The organism is Salinicola sp. V024, from assembly GCF_052645315.1.
In genome coordinates, this window is sequence record NZ_JBQXYB010000001.1 from 638,762 (window position 1) to 653,957 (window position 15,196).

The following is a 15,196-nucleotide window of genomic DNA, read 5'->3' on the forward strand; positions in this document are numbered from 1 at the left end:
GACCATGAGCAACCAACTGATTCTGGCGCTTTCCAAGGGCCGTATCCTCGAAGAGACCTTGCCGCTGCTGGCGGATGCCGGTATCACGCCGGCGGACGACTTCGGCAAGAGCCGCAAGCTGCTGTTCGATACCAACCTCCCCGACGTCAAGCTGGTGGTCATTCGCGCTGTCGACGTGCCGACCTACGTGCAGCTAGGCGCGGCCGATCTCGGCGTCGCCGGCAAGGACGTGCTGCTGGAGCATGGCGCCGAAGGGCTTTACGAGCCTCTCGACCTGGGAATTTCCCGCTGCCGCCTGATGACGGCGGGCATCGTCGGTGCGCAGCCGGCTCATGCCCGGCGCCGCGTGGCGACGAAGTTCGTCAACGTGGCCCGCCGCTATTATGCGGAGCAGGGGATTCAGGCCGAGGTGATCAAGCTTTACGGCGCGATGGAGCTGGCGCCGCTGATGAACCTGGCGGATGAAATCGTCGACATCGTCGACACCGGCAACACGCTGCGTGCCAATGGCATGGCGCCCCGCGAGCTGATCGAGAACATCAGCACTCGGCTGGTGGTCAACAAGGCATCGATGACGATGAAGCACGAACGCCTGCGGCCGCTGATCGAGCGTTTGCGTCAGGCGGTCCAGGACCGAGGTGCGAGCGCCGTCTGAGCGGACTCAGGCAGCGGCATCGACAGCGTCGTTCGAACCTAGAGAGAATCGATAGATGAGCCAGATGACGACCATAGCCCGTCTTACCACTCAGGACGTCGACTTCGAGGCGCGACTCGAGTCGCTGCTGGCCTGGGAAGGAGTGTCCGATCACGAGATCGCTTCGCGGGTGGCGGAGATTCTTGCCGCCGTCCGTCAGCGCGGCGATGACGCCGTGATCGAATACACCAATCGCTTCGACCGTCTGTCCGTGAGCTCGATGTCGGAGCTGACGATCGGCGCCGATCGCCTGGCGGCAGCGTTCGCCTCGGTACCGCAGACGCAGCGTGAAGCGCTACAGCACGCCGCCGAGCGTATCCGCGCCTATCATCAGCGCCAGAAGCCGGAATCCTGGCAGTACAGTGAGCCGGATGGAACCGTGCTGGGGCAGAAGGTCTCGCCACTCGACCGGGTCGGCATCTATGTCCCCGGCGGCAAGGCCGCTTACCCCTCGTCGGTGTTGATGAACGCCGTGCCGGCGCACGTGGCTGGCGTGGCGGAAATCATCATGGTCGTGCCAACGCCGGACGGCATCGTCAACGAACTGGTCCTGGCCGCGGCGCATCTTGCCGGCGTCGATCGCGTCTTCACGTTGGGCGGCGCTCAGGCGGTGGCAGCGCTGGCTTATGGCACCGAGACCGTGCCGCGGGTCGACAAGATCGTCGGGCCCGGCAACATCTATGTCGCCACCGCCAAGCGAGCGGTGTTCGGCCAGGTAGGGATCGACATGATCGCGGGGCCCTCGGAAATTCTGGTCGTTTCCGATGGCGAAACCGATCCGGACTGGCTGGCGATGGACCTGTTCTCCCAAGCCGAGCACGACGAGGACGCCCAGGCCATTCTGGTGACGTGGAATGCGGAGCACCTGGAGGCGGTATTGGCCTCGATCGAGCGTCTGCTACCGACGATGGAGCGAGAGGCGATCATTCGCGAGTCGCTGGCTCGCCGCGGGGCGCTGATTCTCTGCGACGGGCCGGCGCAGGCGGTCGAGCTGATCAACCGGATCGCGCCGGAGCACCTTGAGCTCTCCGTGGAGGCGCCACAAGAGATGGCGGAAGGCGTGCGTCACGCCGGGGCCATCTTCATGGGCCGTTATACGGCGGAAGTCCTGGGCGACTACTGTGCCGGTCCTAACCACGTGCTGCCGACCTCCGGGACCGCGCGCTTCTCTTCGCCGCTGGGGGTCTACGACTTCCAGAAACGCTCGTCCCTGATCCAGTGTTCGCCGGAAGGCGCCGACACGCTGGGTCGAACCGCCTCCGTTCTGGCGCGGGGCGAGTCACTGACGGCTCATGCACGGTCGGCCGAGAATCGATTCAAGCGTTAGAAAAAGGGCTGTCTGGCACGCACAACATTTGGCAATAATGTGGCCGTTCACGATCGAGATCGCCGCCCTTCGAGGCGGCGATCTCGTCTTTCATGGGTGACAGATCGAGCTAGGGCTGGTCGTTGTCGCTGCCGCCGCGATCGGGTGGCGTTGTTTCGACACGCTGCTCGTCGTTCGTGCCATCGGTATTAGGCTCTGTGGCGCCGGGTTCGTCATTGGCGCTGGGTTCTTTGGCGCCGGGTTCGTCATTCGTGCCGGGTTCTTTGGCGCCGGGTTCGTCATTCGTGCCGGGTTCGTCATTGCCGTCGGATTGCGTCGCCTGCCGGGGCGCATTGTCGCGACTTTCCGCTGGCTGGGGGCGTTCGCCGACGTTCAAGATAACCTGGCGTTTTTCTCCGCCGCGCACGATCGTCAATGGCAGCTTTGTACCCGGTGCGATCTCGGCGATATCCACCTGTGTTTCCCGCGGATCGAGGATCGGCTTGCCATCGATCGCCAGCAGGATATCGCCAGGTCGTAGCCCGGCCTGGTCGCCGGGGCCGCCGGATGCCACGTTGGCAATGATGACGCCGCTCAAGGTCTTGAGGCCGAACGAGGCGGCGAGATCGGGTGTCATCTGCTGGGCATCCAGACCGAGCCAGCCGCGGATGACTCGGCCCTGGGTCACGATGTCATCCAGGATGCTGCGGGCCAGATTGGCCGGGATCGCGAAACCGATGCCCTGGGAGCCACCGGAGCGTGAGAAGATCGCGGTGTTGATGCCGATCAGCGAGCCATTGGCATCCACCAGGGCACCGCCGGAATTGCCCGGATTGATCGCGGCGTCGGTCTGGATGAAATCTTCGTAGCGGCTCAGGCCGAGGTGGTCCCTGCCGGTGGCGCTAATGATGCCCATGGTGACGGTCTGGCCGACCCCGAAAGGGTTGCCGATCGCCAGGGTGACGTCACCGATGGCGATATCTTCGGAGTCGCTCAGCTTGATGACCGGGAGGTTGTCCATGTCGATTTTGAGTACCGCCAGATCGCTGTCGGGATCGGTCCCGATCACCCGAGCGATGGCTTCCCGGCCGTCCCGCAGTGCCACCTGGATCTCGTCCGCATCGCTGATGACATGGTTGTTGGTGAGGATGTAGCCATCCTCGCTGACCACGACCCCGGAACCCAGGCTCGACAGCATGCGCTGACGCTGAGGCATGTTCTTGCCATAGAACTGGCGGAAGAACGGATCCGACATCAGCGGGTGCTGACTGGTATCGACCACGCGAGACGAGTAGACGTTGACCACGGCGGGCGCGGCGTGATTGACGGCACGGGAATAGCTGACGGGGCCTTCGTGGCGATTCAGCGCGGGGGCGTCGACGACCTCGGGCGCGGAGCGATCACCGTTGGTCGTGGCGGTCGACGTCTCGGTTTGCTGGCTGGGCTGCTGGCGACCCAGCAACGACGGAAATGCGTAGAGCAAGACGATCGACAGCAGAATGCCACAGAGGGCGGGCCACAGGTAGGTAGCGAGATGGCGACGCATTTGCTGGGTCCTTGGACTCGGGATCGGACTATGTCGTGGCAGCCGATGGCAATAAACGATGACGGTGCTTACATGGATGCGGCTCGCCGATACCAGGAGCGACTCGGCCAAACGGCGTCTCTTCGCTGGCAGCGTCGCATCCAGTCAAGGCCAGTCGCGTTGTCGTGTTATCGACAGCGGAACGCTAAGCTCGATGACAGCCACGCCGCCGAGGCGTGATGGCAAGACGTATCATAAGTGTAACATTCAACAATGCTTTTCGCTGGGAGGCAGTATGGTTTCACGGCAGGTGCTGCAGGCGGCTATCGATGCCGAATTGCGTGTCGACACCTTCAAGGACTACACGCTCAACGGGTTGCAGGTCGAGGGACGTCAATCGGTCGGGCGAATCGTGACCGGTGTGACTGCCTGTCAGGCGCTGCTGGACGAGGCGGTCGCCTGGAACGCCGATACCGTTCTGGTCCATCACGGCTATTTCTGGAAAAACGAGCCGGCCAGCGTGACGGGCATGAAGCGGCGTCGCTTCGCGACCTTGCTGCAGAATGATCTCAATCTTCTGGCTTATCATCTGCCTCTGGATGCGCACGTCTCGCTGGGCAATAACGCATGTCTGGGGCGACGTCTCGGCTTTCGAGCCGAACGCTGCCTCGACGGTGAGCTGGGGCAGGGCCTGCTGTGGATGGGCGTGCCGGAAGCAGAGCTCGACAGCCAGGCGCTAGCCGAGCGTATCGAACAGCGGCTGGGGCGCGCGCCCACGTTGATCGAGGGCCACGCCGGTGTCATCCGAAGCGTGGCCTGGTGTACCGGCGGGGCGCAGGACATGTTGCCGCTGGCGGCGGAGGCGGGGGCCGATGCGTTCATCTCCGGGGAGATCTCCGAGCGCACCACGCACATGGCGAGAGAGCTCGGCATCACCTATCTGGCCGCCGGTCATCATGCCACCGAACGGGATGGCATCGAGGCGTTGGGGCAGTGGTTGGCCGAACGATTCGATATCGAGCAGCGATTCATCGATATCGACAACCCTGCCTGAGCGACCGCTGCCAGCCCGCCAGCCCGCCATTCCGGCGAATGGCGGGCTGGCAGCGGCGGGCTAGCGTCGGTCGAACGTCAGTGACGTCGATAGCGTCAGTGACGTCGATAGTGCCAGGAACGTCGATAACGCCGGTGGCAGGATTGATGCGAGGCGTATCAGTAGCGCGGGGGTTGAGGCGTGCCTTCCTGTTGCCCGGCGGTATGGCGTTGGCGAACGCCGTAATCCTCGGACAGCGTGCCGCCAGCACCGTCGGCGTAGTCGCGCGGCACTTCCGGCGCGTCGATCTCTTCGCTCTCCTCCTGTTGGCCGTGCAGGCGGCGCTTCAACTTCAAGTCGTCGACCAACTTGTCCGCGCCCTGAACGAGATGCAGTTCGAGGTCGTGGCTCTGACGCTGAATGCTGGCAGCCAGATCGGCTACCTTGGCGAAGTGGTCGTTCAACCCGTCCTTGACCTGGTTGAGCTCCAGCTCGGTCTCGGCCAGACGTTGCCGCACTTTCTGATTGCGGGCCACGTTGGCGTTCATCAGGTGATAACAAAGGGCGCCGATACCGATGCCCGCCAGGAAGCAGGCGATTGCCAGAATCCAGTCGATATTGCTTTCGTTCACAGTGCGCTCCTCGTCGTCGTGCCCGGCACGATCTGTCCTGTAGACCATTGCATGAGATCGATGCGGGGCCATTATATCGATCTGTCTGGCTGCCGGGTCAAACCTTGCTTGTGCTCGACCCCTGTCAAGACTTTCGTCGAAGCGTATAATCTCGCCACTTGTCCCGACGTGAGGTCACGATACTGCCATGAGTTCTCCCCAGTCTGCGACGTCCGATTCCAGCGCCATGACGCCGATGTCCCGCTATCGCGCCGACCTCGAGCGCGATGACTTCAGCTATGACGCCGCGCAGGAGAATGCGGTCAAGCATCTGCAACGTCTCTATGACGATCTCCAGCGCACACCGGCTCCCAAGCCCTCTTTCGCGGGACCGGGGGAGTCGAAGCTGTCCAAGATGGCGGGGCTGTTCGGCAAGCGCAAGTCATCGGAGCCGGAGGCAAGCGACAAGCCGCGAGTGATGGGACTTTACTTCTGGGGCGGCGTCGGGCGCGGCAAGACCTATCTGGTCGACGTGTTCTACGAGTCGTTGCCGTTCGATCGCAAGATGCGCACGCATTTCAACCGTTTCATGCAGCGGGTCCATCGCGAGCTCGAAATTCACAAAGGTGAAAAGAACCCGTTGACCCAGATCGCTGCCACCTTTGCCAGCGAGGCGCGTGTCATCTGTTTTGACGAGTTCTACGTCAAGGACATCACCGATGCGATGATTCTCGGCAATCTGATGGAGGCACTGTTCGCGCAGGGCGTGGTGCTGGTGACGACTTCCAATATCGTGCCGGACGAGCTCTACAAGGACGGTCTGCAGCGGGCCCGCTTCCTGCCGGCAATCGATCTGCTGAAGCGACACTGCGAGGTGGTCAACGTCGATTCCGGGGTGGATTATCGTCTGCGTACCCTCGAGCAGGTCGAGATATTCCATTCGCCGCTCGATGACGAGGCCGAGCAGCTGCTCGCGAAGAGCTTTCGCTCGGTGGCCGGCAACGCGGGGCGCGAGAACGCGGCACTGACGATCAATCATCGTGAATTGAAGGCGCGTCGCCTGCACGAGGGAGTCGTCTGGTTCGATTTCAAGATGATCTGTGACGGGCCGCGCAGCCAGAACGATTACATCGAGCTGTCGCGGGAATTCCACACCGTGCTGGTGTCGGGTGTGACGCGCATGGGCGGAAGCAACGACGATCAGGCGCGCCGCTTCATTAGCATGGTTGACGAGTTCTACGACCGCGCGGTCAAGCTGCTGCTCTCTGCCGAGACCGAAGTCGAGTCGCTCTACACCGGGGGTAATCTCGGTTTCGAATTCGAACGCACGCTGTCACGCCTGCAGGAGATGCAGTCTCGCGACTACCTGGCGCTGGCGCACAAGCCTTGAAACGAGGGGCGGCGGTGTCGTGGCAAAATCAAGGCTCGATCTTCCGTCGCCCGATCGGCTCGTGTACAATATGCGCTCTTCGATCTGTTACCGCCTTGTCGGTGACCCTCGCGGGCACCATGAGACCGGTAACCCAAGAAAAATAGGGATGGCCGAGAAGCGTTTGCTTCGACGCCCAAATACGCTTATTTGGTGAAACACTCATGAAGACGTTCAGTGCCAAGTCGCATACCGTGGAGCGCGATTGGTATGTCGTTGATGCATCGGGCAAGACGCTCGGTCGTCTGGCGACAGAAATCGCACGCCGCCTGCGTGGCAAGCATAAGCCGGAATACACCCCGCACGTCGACACCGGCGATTACATCGTCGTCGTCAACGCCGAGAAGGTGCACGTGACCGGCAACAAGGCGCAAGCCAAGACTTATTATCGTCATACCGGTTATCCGGGCGGTCTGCGCACCATGTCGTTCGAGAAGCTGATCGATCATGCGCCGGAGCGTGTCATTGAAACCGCCGTCAAGGGCATGCTGCCCAAAGGGCCGCTGGGTCGTGCCATGCACGCCAAGCTCAAGGTGTATGCCGGTACCGAGCATCCGCACGCCGCGCAGCAGCCGCAAGAACTGAACATCTGAGGGTAATCCGTCATGGCACAACAGTATTACGGCACCGGGCGCCGCAAGACTTCCACCGCTCGTGTGTTTCTCAAGCCGGGCACCGGCAAGATCACCGTCAACGATCGTGAGCTGGGTGAGTTCTTTGGCCGCGTGACCGCACAGATGGTCGTGCGTCAGCCGCTGGAACTGACCGAGACCACTGGCCAGTTCGACGTCTACGTCACGGTCAAGGGCGGCGGTGGTTCCGCTCAGGCCGGCGCGATTCGTCACGGCATCACGCGCGCGCTGATGGTCTACAACGAAGAGTTGCGTCGTCCGCTGCGTGCGGCCGGTTACGTGACCCGCGATGCTCGCGAAGTCGAGCGTAAGAAAGTGGGTCTGCGCAAAGCTCGTCGTCGTCCGCAGTTCTCCAAGCGCTGATCCTGCGGGATCGCGTCTGCGCAAAACGCCCGACTTACTCAGTCGGGCGTTTTGCCGTTGGTACGATGCGTATGAGCATTTGTGCTTCCCATGGTCGCGGCGGGGACCCAGCCGGTTTGCCCGTCGTGTTACCATTGGCCATTGAATTAATGCGAGGAAAGTTTCATGGGTGTAGTGGCCAAGCGATCGTCGATGATCTTTTACTCCGGTAGTGATGATCATTTCAGCCATCGCGTCAGAATCGTGTTGGCAGAGAAGGGCGTGGCCGTCGATATCCTGGAAGTCTCAGCCGACGAGCACAACGCCGAACTGGCGGATCTCAATCCGTACAACAGCGTGCCCACGCTGCTGGATCGTGACCTGGTGCTGTACGAGTCCAAGGTCATGATGGAGTATCTCGACGAGCGTTTCCCGCACCCGCCGCTGTTACCGGTCTATCCGGTGGCGCGTGCGCAGAGTCGCCTGTGGATGCACCGCATCGAGCGTGAATGGTGCCCTCTGGTCGAACAGATTCAGCAGGGCTCCAAGAAGGACGCAGAGAAGGCCCGCAAGGAACTGCGCGAAAGCCTGACGGGAATCTCGCCGATCTTCGAAGACATGCCATTTTTCATGAGCGAAGAGTTCACGCTGGTGGATTGCTGCATTGCGCCGATTCTCTGGCGCTTGCCGGCACTGGGCGTGGAGCTGCCTGAAAAGCAGGTTGCGCCGCTGGTAAGCTATATGGAGCGCGTCTTCGCGCGTGACGCTTTCAAGGTGTCACTATCCGAATCCGAACGTGAAATGCGTAGCTGACACGGCCGTGTCCCAAGCTGCCCCGAGAGGAGATGACATGCTGACTAGCCGTCCCTATCTGGCGCGAGCCCTCTATGAGTGGTTGCTGGATAACGAGCAGACGCCCTACGTCGTGGTCGATGCGGGAAAACCCGACGTCAGGGTTCCGCAGCAGTTCGTGCAGAACGGTCAGATCGTTTTGAACATCGCACCTGCAGCGGTGCGGGACTTGTCCATCGACAACGCGGCGGTCACCTTCGGAGCGCGTTTCAGCGGTCAGCCGATGCAGGTCGTGGTGCCAATGGATGCGCTGATCGCCATCTACGCTCGCGAGAACGGTATCGGCATGGTTTTCGGCCAGGAGCCGGTCATGCCGAGTTTCGCCAGTGAAGAGGATGCGGCGCTGGAAGACGAAGGGCGACCTACGCTCGAGAGCGTCGAAAGTCACACGGAGGAGGCGACCAAACCATCCGAATCCGTCGACGAAACGGATGAGGATTCGTCCAATCGTCCCGGAAAGGGAAAGCCGTCCCTGCGCATCGTCAAGTAGGCTCTGCGTTCGCCGACGTCGTGATGTCGTCGATGTTCGTGGCAAGTTGAAGCTTGAAAAAAGCCGCCGCCGAATCTGATTCGGCGGCGGCTTTCTCTTTCCGGTCCGGGTCCGGGCTTGGGCTCAGGCTCGGGCTCAGGTCCAGACTCAGACTCAGGCGATCAATTGAGGTATTCGAATACCTTGACGATGCGCTGTACCCCACCAACGCCGGAAGCGGCGCCGGTCGCCTCGGTGGCCTGCTGCTGGGTAACCAGGCCCATGAGGTAGACCGTTCCGTTTTCGGTAATCACCCGAATTAGGTTGGCGTCCAGGTCTTCGTTGGCGACGATATTGGCCTTGATGCGGCCGGTGATCCAGGTATCGGTCATGCGCTGGCTGACCGGCGTATTGGCCGATACGGTCAGCTCGTTGTGCACCTGGCGTACGCTGCGCACGTCGCGGGCGATCTCGGCGGCCCGCTGCTTGAGATCGTCGCTGGGAACCTGGCCGGTCAACAGCACGTTGCTGTTGTAGCTGTCGACATTGACATGCGCATCGCCATAGCGGGCGTCGGAGGCGTTGAGCGCATCGAATATCTTGCCCTGGATGTTGCTGTCTTCGACTTTGGCGCCGGGCGTGCGTTCGGCGTAGTTCTCTTCCTGACTACCGGTGGCGCATCCGCCGAGTGTCAGCAAGCCAATCAAACAGGAGGAAACGATCAGGGTTCTTTTCATGGGGGCTCACTCGTTGCTGCCAAAAAGCTGTTGGTCGATCAGATCGCACAGACAGTGGATCACTAGAAGGTGGACTTCCTGAATGCGCGCGGTGGAAGTCGCGGGAACGCGAATTTCACAATCTTCCTGGCCAAGCAGGGAAGCCATGTCGCCGCCGTCGCGACCGCTCAGGGCAACCACGCTCATTTCGCGGTCGTGGGCAGCCTGGATGGCCTGAACCATGTTGGCCGAGTTGCCGCTGGTCGAAATGGCCAGGAGGATGTCGCCGGGTTGACCTAGAGCGCGGATTTGCTTGGAGAATACGTCGTTGTAGCTGTAGTCGTTGGCGATCGACGTCAGTGTCGAGGTGTCGGTCGTCAACGCCAGTGCCGGCAGGCTCGGGCGCTCGCGCTCGAAGCGATTGAGCAGCTCGGAGGAGAAGTGCTGGCTGTCGCCGGCGCTTCCGCCATTGCCGCAGGCAAGAATCTTGCCCTCGCTCACCAGACATTGAACCATCATCTGGCTAGCCACTTCGATGAACGGCGGTAACACCTCGCTGGCGTAGGTCTTGGTATCGATGCTTGAGTTGAACAGGTCGAGAATGCGTGCTTGAAAATCCATGAGTTGCCTATCGGGGCCTGGGTCAATATGCGTCGAAGGCGGATCGAATCCAGTCGAATTCGAGCGCGGGCAAGCTTCCGGTCACGCCAACGACGTCGAAGCGGCAGGGGCATGATAGCCCGTGTGCGTGAAGATAAAAACGCGCCGCCTTGATGATTCTTCGCTGCTTGGCCGGGGTGATCGTTTCGAGCGGGTTGCCGTAGTCGCTACGCCGACGATGTCGCACCTCGACGAAGACCAGATCATCGCCATGGTGCATGACCAGATCGATCTCGCCACCCTTGGCGTGCTGATTGCTCGCAACCAGCACCAGGCCATGGGTTTCGAGCCAGCGGGCGGCGGCCTGTTCGACCTGCTGCCCGAGTTGGCGGCGATTGATCGGTGTGGATCGATCAGTTGGCATCTGACGAGGGGGTGGACGGTGGGTTGGCGCCCGACGACTGGATGGTGCGATCTTCTTCGGCATCGAGCGCGGATCCGTTGAGGCTGCCGTTGGCCGAATCCGGCGAACGAGACAATGAGGCGCCTCGCTCGTCAGCGCGGACCCGATTCGATGTCGCGCGGCTCGGGACCGGCGTCAACAGCGGCTGGGGGCTGCCGGACTGGAACACGGCCCATGGCAGCGTGCGCTGGATGCGGCCGTCGTCGGCAGCCTGCAGCATGCCGGTGGCACCGAAGATCTGCGTATTGGGCAGGGCCTGGATCAGCGGCAGACGCCGGGCGAGTTCATAGGCGTCGACGCCCATGGCGTTGAGCTTGAGCAGCCCCGGATCATCCTGGCTGGACAGCTGCTGGTAGGTGGAGCCGAACGGCAGCGCATCGGCGCCCCCGGTGGCGGCATCCGGAATCATCCATGGGATATCGACGAACTGCACGCCATTCAGGTCGTGATCCGCGCGTGGCTGGGAGATCCCTTCATAAACGTGCGACGTAGCGTACACCGATAAATTGCCGGCGTAGTAGAAGTCCAGCGTGGGCGGCACCTGGCGGGCATAGCTGGGCAGCGCCAGAAGGAACAGCATGTCCATGCTCGAGGGGTCGCTGTTCAACAAGTTGCGCACTGCGGTAGCAACCGAGCCCGAGGGGTCGTAGCTGACCACCGAGGCGACGTCGCCACCTTCACGTTCCCAGCCTTTGCGGAACGCGGCCAGGACGCGGGAGCCCCAGTCGTTGTCCGGAACCATGATCCCGGCGCGTGAGTGACCGTCGAGATAGGCGCGATGCGCGACCTGACGCGCTTCGTCTTCCGCGGAAAGGCCGTACTGGAACAGTTTGGCGGCCTGGTTTTGAGCATGCTCGCCGTAATTCAGCGCCAGAGTGGGTAGCGGAACGCTGCTGCGAGTTTCCAGCGCACTGACCTTGCTCTTGTCGAGCGGCCCGATGACCGCTTGAGCGCCGGCCATGGTCGCCTGGGCATAGAGGGCATCGGTATCCTGCTCGCTGGAGTCGATAAAGGTCAGCTGCGGCGTGCGTTCTCCATGCGCCTCGGCGTCGCGAGCGCGCGCTTCCAGGCCTTGACGGATGGCCGAGGCCACATTGGCCAACGGACCGCTGCTCGGCAGGAACACCGCGATCTGGTTGATCTTGTTGTCCTCGACTTCGCGCAATGTCGTCAGATCCTTGGGCAGGCGCCGGTTGGCCGGGTGGTCCGGATAGCGGCTGCGCCATTGATCCAGGCGGTCGAACAGGTTGGAAATATCGCTGCTGCTGGTGCGATAGAGGCGGGCGAGATTCACCCAGCCCTGAGTGAGTGAGTCGTTACCCGTGGCGGCCAGCGCATCGAGCGCAGTCGGGCTGAGGGTCGATAGCGGCTTCCAGATTTCGTCGTTCAGCTCGTAAGGGGCATCTTCGCGTTGCAGACCGATCAACAGGCGGGCGGACGCTTCCGGTTCGCCGACCATGTTGAGGGCGATACCGCGCCGGTAACGCAGCGTCTGGCGATCGTCGCTGGAGAGGTTGCTGGTGCTGTCGAGGATGTCGGTGGCGCGAATCACGCTGTCGCCGTCCTCTTCGTTCAACGCGCTATCGGAGAGTACCAGGGCCCAGCGAATTCGCTGTGCGTCGTCGAGCTGGCCCTCATTGATCTGGCTGGCGATCTGGAGCGCCTGCGCCGTGTCGCCCTGGCGTGCTAGGATATCCGCCGCCTCGAGACGAGAGGCGGCAGCCTGCTGGCCGCTCTGGCTGTTGGCCTGATCGAGCAGTTCCTGAGCGCTTGGCCCACTGGTGCCTGGCATCATGTTCTGCCCGGCACAGCCAGCCAGCATCAGGAGTGCGATCAGTGGCAGAAGAAGTTGCCGCAGCGCATAACGCATAGTGTCTATCCCTTTACGTGTTGAGGGTCTTGCGCTGTCGATACCGGTCATCGCTGAGCCGGAGATCGAGAGCGGCAGCTCGAAGACTCGAGGCGCTGACCTGTTCCCGTTCCGTGGGCGGCTTCGGCATCTCGTTGGCCAATGCTGGCTGCCCGTCGCTGCCTCGCGGAGGCTTCCTTGTTGAACTGAAAATCGAGTCTGCCGCTGGCAGTCGTCGATGTCTGAATGCACGTCAATCCGGATGGTACCGAATGAGCGAGACAAAGGAAGGCGTATTGTACGTGGTCGCCACGCCGATTGGGAATCTCGAGGATATCAGCGCCAGGGCGGGCCGGCTTCTTTCGGAGGTCGACGCGATTGCGGCCGAGGATACCCGGCATACCCAGCGCCTGCTGCGTCATCTGGGAATCGAGCGTCCGCTGATTTCACTCCATGAACATAACGAAGCCGCTCGCGTGGAGCAGTTGCGTCGACGCCTGATCGAGGGGGAGTCGCTGGCGCTGGTGAGCGATGCCGGGACGCCTTTGATCTCCGACCCTGGCTTCGTGCTGGTTCGGGAGCTGCGCCGGGCGGGTTGCCGTGTGGTTCCGGTGCCCGGCCCCTGTGCGCTGATCGCCGCGTTGAGTGTGGCCGGGCTGCCGACGGATCGTTTTACTTTCGAGGGATTTCTTCCCGCCAAGTCGGGAGCGCGCCAGAAACAGCTGGCCGCCGGAGCGGCTCGCGCCGAGACGCGGGTGTTCTACGAGTCGCCGCACCGAATTCGCGATCTGCTCGCCGATCTTGCCGCGGTGGTCGGCGAGCGCAGGGTGGTGCTGGCGCGTGAGTTGACCAAGACCTTCGAGACATTGCTGGAGGGCTCCGCCACCGAGTTGCTGCAACGGATGGAAGAGGATCCGGATCAGGCGCGCGGGGAGTTCGTGGTGATGCTGGCCGGTGCGCCGGCCCGGGGCGAGACCGCCGACGATGCCGAGGGTGAGGCGCTGATTCGGGCGATGCTCGCCGAGGACGTCGGGGTCAAGAGCGCGGCCGCCGTGGCGGTGCGTCTGCTCGGTGGGCGACGCAAGCATTGGTATCAGCTGGCGTTGACGCTGAAATCCGACCCCTAGGTTTTGTCGAGTGGTTAGTCTCGCCGCGGAAAGTGTCGGCGTCGGGCGACGTTTTCATGCCAATCTTGGCGGCTTTCGTCGATCGCGACAATGCCGCCTTGAGAGGGCTCCGGGGGGCTGCTATTCTTGCGCGCTTGGGAGTTGGCCAGACAGTCGCCGCCGGCATTGCCGGGGGAGGAAAGTCCGGGCTCCATAGGGCGAGGTGCCAGGTAACGCCTGGGCGGCGCAAGCCGACGGCTAGTGCAGCAGAGAGTAGACCGCCTAAGCAGCGTATTCGCTGCCGGTAAGGGTGAAAGGGTGCGGTAAGAGCGCACCGCGCGCCTGGTAACAGTGCGTGGCAAGGTAAACCCCACCTGGAGCAAGACCAAATAGGGATCCGTTGGCGTGGCCCGCGCTGGATCCGGGTAGGTTGCTCGAGAAACGTGGCGACGCGTTTCCTAGATGAATGACTGTCTTAGACAGAACCCGGCTTATCGGCCGACTCCCTCTCCGATTTTTGCCGTTCGACACCGAGATCCGCATGCTGCACCGCGACAACGCTTCAGAGGCACCCTCAGGCGGTACGGCAGATCGCCCCGATTTTCGTCATACCAGCGTTCTGCTCGAGGGTGCCGTGGATGCCTTGGTGCAGTCTCCCTCGGGTGCCTATCTCGATGGGACTTTCGGTCGCGGCGGCCATTCCCGCGCGATTCTGTCGCGTCTCGACGGTCACGGCCGGCTGATCGCGATCGACCGCGACCCTGCCGCGCTGGCCGTTGCCGCCGAGATCGACGACGCTCGATTGACGGTATGCCAGGGTGTCTTTGCCGAGCTGGACCGCCAAGCGGCGGCGTGCGGCGTCCATGGCAGCCTGAGCGGTATTCTCCTCGATGTCGGCGTTTCCTCTCCTCAACTGGACGATCCCGAGCGTGGGTTCAGCTTTCTGCGTGATGGCCCACTCGATATGCGCATGGACCCGACCTCGGGCATCGGTGCCGCCGAATGGATCGCGCGCACCGGCGACCAGGAGATGGCTCGCGTCTTCAAGACCTATGGCGAAGAGCGTTTCGCCAAACGCATCGCCCGAGCCATCGTCGCCGCGCGGCAAGAGGCGCCGGTCCAGCGTACCCACCAGCTCGCGGAGATCGTCAAGGCGGCCCACCCCGCCTGGGAGAAGGGCAAGCATCCGGCGACGCGGGTCTTCCAGGCGATCCGCATTCACCTGAACGATGAACTCGGGCAGCTGGAGCGGGCACTGGATGTGGCGCTCGACTCGCTGCAACCGGGAGGACGGCTGGTCGTCATCAGCTTTCATTCGCTGGAAGACCGGCTGGTCAAACGTTTTATCCGGGATCAGGCGCGTGGCGATACGCATCTGCCTCGCGGCATGCCGATCCGCGAAGACCAGCTCAACAAGCGTCTCAAGCCGGTGGGCAAGGCGATGCGTGCCAGCGACAGTGAAATCGATGCCAACCCGCGCTCGCGCAGTGCGGTGATGCGTATCGCAGAGAAGCTGGGACCTGCCGTCGAGAAGTCGAGACCGCCCGCCGAGAAGTCGAGTTAAGGAGC

Annotated in this window: 15 protein-coding genes, 1 other RNA gene and 1 pseudogene; 11 read left to right on the forward strand and 6 right to left on the reverse strand. The window is 62.4% G+C overall.

Going from position 1 to position 15,196, the window contains the following annotated elements; genetic code table 11:
* Nucleotides 1–4 precede the first annotated feature (4 nt).
* Both hisG and hisD read left to right on the forward strand, forming a co-directional pair.
* Nucleotides 5–655 (forward strand): ATP phosphoribosyltransferase, encoded by a 651-nt coding sequence (gene hisG / locus ACUN9V_RS02920; protein ID WP_075563116.1) that lies wholly within the window; start codon nt 5–7, stop codon nt 653–655.
* A 55-nt stretch (nt 656–710) separates the two neighbouring features.
* Nucleotides 711–2,021 (forward strand): histidinol dehydrogenase, encoded by a 1,311-nt coding sequence (gene hisD / locus ACUN9V_RS02925; RefSeq protein ID WP_445510266.1) that lies wholly within the window; start codon nt 711–713, stop codon nt 2,019–2,021.
* Nucleotides 2,022–2,361: 340 nt separating this feature from the next.
* On the opposite strand, the pseudogene ACUN9V_RS02930 reads toward hisD, so the two are convergent.
* Nucleotides 2,362–3,546 (reverse strand): annotated as a pseudogene (locus ACUN9V_RS02930) (Do family serine endopeptidase); the annotation flags it as partial.
* Nucleotides 3,547–3,820: 274 nt separating this feature from the next.
* On the opposite strand from ACUN9V_RS02930, the gene ACUN9V_RS02935 reads away from it, so the two are divergent.
* A complete protein-coding gene (locus tag ACUN9V_RS02935; RefSeq protein ID WP_439284972.1) occupies nt 3,821–4,579 on the forward strand; it encodes a Nif3-like dinuclear metal center hexameric protein in 759 nt (252 codons plus the stop codon).
* Between the two features lie 158 nt (nt 4,580–4,737).
* Here the strand turns inward: ACUN9V_RS02935 and ACUN9V_RS02940 are convergent, their stop codons facing one another.
* A complete protein-coding gene (locus ACUN9V_RS02940; protein ID WP_075563177.1) occupies nt 4,738–5,190 on the reverse strand; it encodes a YhcB family protein in 453 nt (150 codons plus the stop codon).
* A 187-nt stretch (nt 5,191–5,377) separates the two neighbouring features.
* On the opposite strand from ACUN9V_RS02940, the gene zapE reads away from it, so the two are divergent.
* From zapE to ACUN9V_RS02965, 5 genes are all read left to right on the forward strand, one after another.
* Entirely contained in the window at nt 5,378–6,559 is a 1,182-nt protein-coding gene (gene zapE / locus ACUN9V_RS02945) for a cell division protein ZapE (RefSeq protein WP_445510267.1), read from the forward strand.
* Nucleotides 6,560–6,762: 203 nt separating this feature from the next.
* Entirely contained in the window at nt 6,763–7,191 is a 429-nt protein-coding gene (gene rplM, locus ACUN9V_RS02950) for a 50S ribosomal protein L13 (protein WP_075563121.1), read from the forward strand.
* Between the two features lie 12 nt (nt 7,192–7,203).
* Entirely contained in the window at nt 7,204–7,593 is a 390-nt protein-coding gene (gene rpsI, locus ACUN9V_RS02955; protein ID WP_075563122.1) for a 30S ribosomal protein S9, read from the forward strand.
* Nucleotides 7,594–7,758: 165 nt separating this feature from the next.
* A complete protein-coding gene (locus ACUN9V_RS02960; RefSeq protein ID WP_075563123.1) occupies nt 7,759–8,385 on the forward strand; it encodes a glutathione S-transferase N-terminal domain-containing protein in 627 nt (208 codons plus the stop codon).
* Nucleotides 8,386–8,422: 37 nt separating this feature from the next.
* The gene (locus ACUN9V_RS02965; RefSeq protein ID WP_445510268.1) at nt 8,423–8,914 is read left to right on the forward strand and encodes a ClpXP protease specificity-enhancing factor; all 492 of its coding nucleotides are present in this window, start codon (nt 8,423–8,425) and stop codon (nt 8,912–8,914) included.
* Between the two features lie 161 nt (nt 8,915–9,075).
* On the opposite strand, the gene ACUN9V_RS02970 is transcribed toward ACUN9V_RS02965, so the two are convergent.
* The 4 genes from ACUN9V_RS02970 to ACUN9V_RS02985 are packed head-to-tail and all read right to left on the reverse strand — an operon-like array spanning nt 9,076 to nt 12,542.
* Nucleotides 9,076–9,630 (reverse strand): BON domain-containing protein, encoded by a 555-nt coding sequence (locus ACUN9V_RS02970; RefSeq protein ID WP_075563125.1) that lies wholly within the window; start codon nt 9,628–9,630, stop codon nt 9,076–9,078.
* Nucleotides 9,631–9,636: 6 nt separating this feature from the next.
* The gene (locus ACUN9V_RS02975) at nt 9,637–10,230 is read right to left on the reverse strand and encodes a phosphoheptose isomerase (RefSeq protein WP_075563126.1); all 594 of its coding nucleotides are present in this window, start codon (nt 10,228–10,230) and stop codon (nt 9,637–9,639) included.
* Nucleotides 10,231–10,252: 22 nt separating this feature from the next.
* Nucleotides 10,253–10,633 (reverse strand): YraN family protein, encoded by a 381-nt coding sequence (locus ACUN9V_RS02980; protein WP_075563127.1) that lies wholly within the window; start codon nt 10,631–10,633, stop codon nt 10,253–10,255.
* Nucleotides 10,623–12,542 (reverse strand): penicillin-binding protein activator, encoded by a 1,920-nt coding sequence (locus ACUN9V_RS02985; protein ID WP_075563128.1) that lies wholly within the window; start codon nt 12,540–12,542, stop codon nt 10,623–10,625. The genes ACUN9V_RS02980 and ACUN9V_RS02985 overlap by 11 nt, the downstream gene beginning before the upstream one ends.
* Nucleotides 12,543–12,793: 251 nt before the next feature.
* Between ACUN9V_RS02985 and rsmI the strand changes: the two genes are divergently transcribed.
* The 3 genes from rsmI (at nt 12,794) to rsmH (ending at nt 15,191) form a co-directional block, all read left to right on the forward strand.
* Nucleotides 12,794–13,648: a 16S rRNA (cytidine(1402)-2'-O)-methyltransferase gene (gene rsmI, locus ACUN9V_RS02990; RefSeq protein WP_075563129.1), complete on the forward strand. Its 855-nt coding sequence runs from the start codon at nt 12,794–12,796 to the stop codon at nt 13,646–13,648.
* Between the two features lie 137 nt (nt 13,649–13,785).
* An RNA gene (gene rnpB / locus ACUN9V_RS02995) (RNase P RNA component class A) lies at nt 13,786–14,137 on the forward strand.
* A gap of 31 nt (nt 14,138–14,168) precedes the next feature.
* Nucleotides 14,169–15,191, forward strand: coding sequence for a 16S rRNA (cytosine(1402)-N(4))-methyltransferase RsmH (gene rsmH / locus ACUN9V_RS03000; RefSeq protein ID WP_445510269.1), 1,023 nt, complete (start codon nt 14,169–14,171; stop codon nt 15,189–15,191).
* Nucleotides 15,192–15,196: the final 5 nt, after the last annotated feature.

Bases quoted from the DNA above. Each gene is read 5' to 3' on its own strand.
- hisG (WP_075563116.1), top strand. From the start codon at position 5: ATGAGCAACCAACTGATTCTGGCGCTTTCCAAGGGCCGTATCCTCGAA.
- hisD (WP_445510266.1), top strand. From the start codon at position 711: ATGAGCCAGATGACGACCATAGCCCGTCTTACCACTCAGGACGTCGAC.
- ACUN9V_RS02935 (WP_439284972.1), top strand. From the start codon at position 3,821: ATGGTTTCACGGCAGGTGCTGCAGGCGGCTATCGATGCCGAATTGCGT.
- zapE (WP_445510267.1), top strand. From the start codon at position 5,378: ATGAGTTCTCCCCAGTCTGCGACGTCCGATTCCAGCGCCATGACGCCG.
- rplM (WP_075563121.1), top strand. From the start codon at position 6,763: ATGAAGACGTTCAGTGCCAAGTCGCATACCGTGGAGCGCGATTGGTAT.
- rpsI (WP_075563122.1), top strand. From the start codon at position 7,204: ATGGCACAACAGTATTACGGCACCGGGCGCCGCAAGACTTCCACCGCT.
- ACUN9V_RS02960 (WP_075563123.1), top strand. From the start codon at position 7,759: ATGGGTGTAGTGGCCAAGCGATCGTCGATGATCTTTTACTCCGGTAGT.
- ACUN9V_RS02965 (WP_445510268.1), top strand. From the start codon at position 8,423: ATGCTGACTAGCCGTCCCTATCTGGCGCGAGCCCTCTATGAGTGGTTG.
- ACUN9V_RS02970 (WP_075563125.1), bottom strand. From the start codon at position 9,630: ATGAAAAGAACCCTGATCGTTTCCTCCTGTTTGATTGGCTTGCTGACA.
- ACUN9V_RS02975 (WP_075563126.1), bottom strand. From the start codon at position 10,230: ATGGATTTTCAAGCACGCATTCTCGACCTGTTCAACTCAAGCATCGAT.
- ACUN9V_RS02980 (WP_075563127.1), bottom strand. From the start codon at position 10,633: ATGCCAACTGATCGATCCACACCGATCAATCGCCGCCAACTCGGGCAG.
- ACUN9V_RS02985 (WP_075563128.1), bottom strand. From the start codon at position 12,542: ATGCGTTATGCGCTGCGGCAACTTCTTCTGCCACTGATCGCACTCCTG.
- rsmI (WP_075563129.1), top strand. From the start codon at position 12,794: ATGAGCGAGACAAAGGAAGGCGTATTGTACGTGGTCGCCACGCCGATT.
- rsmH (WP_445510269.1), top strand. From the start codon at position 14,169: ATGCTGCACCGCGACAACGCTTCAGAGGCACCCTCAGGCGGTACGGCA.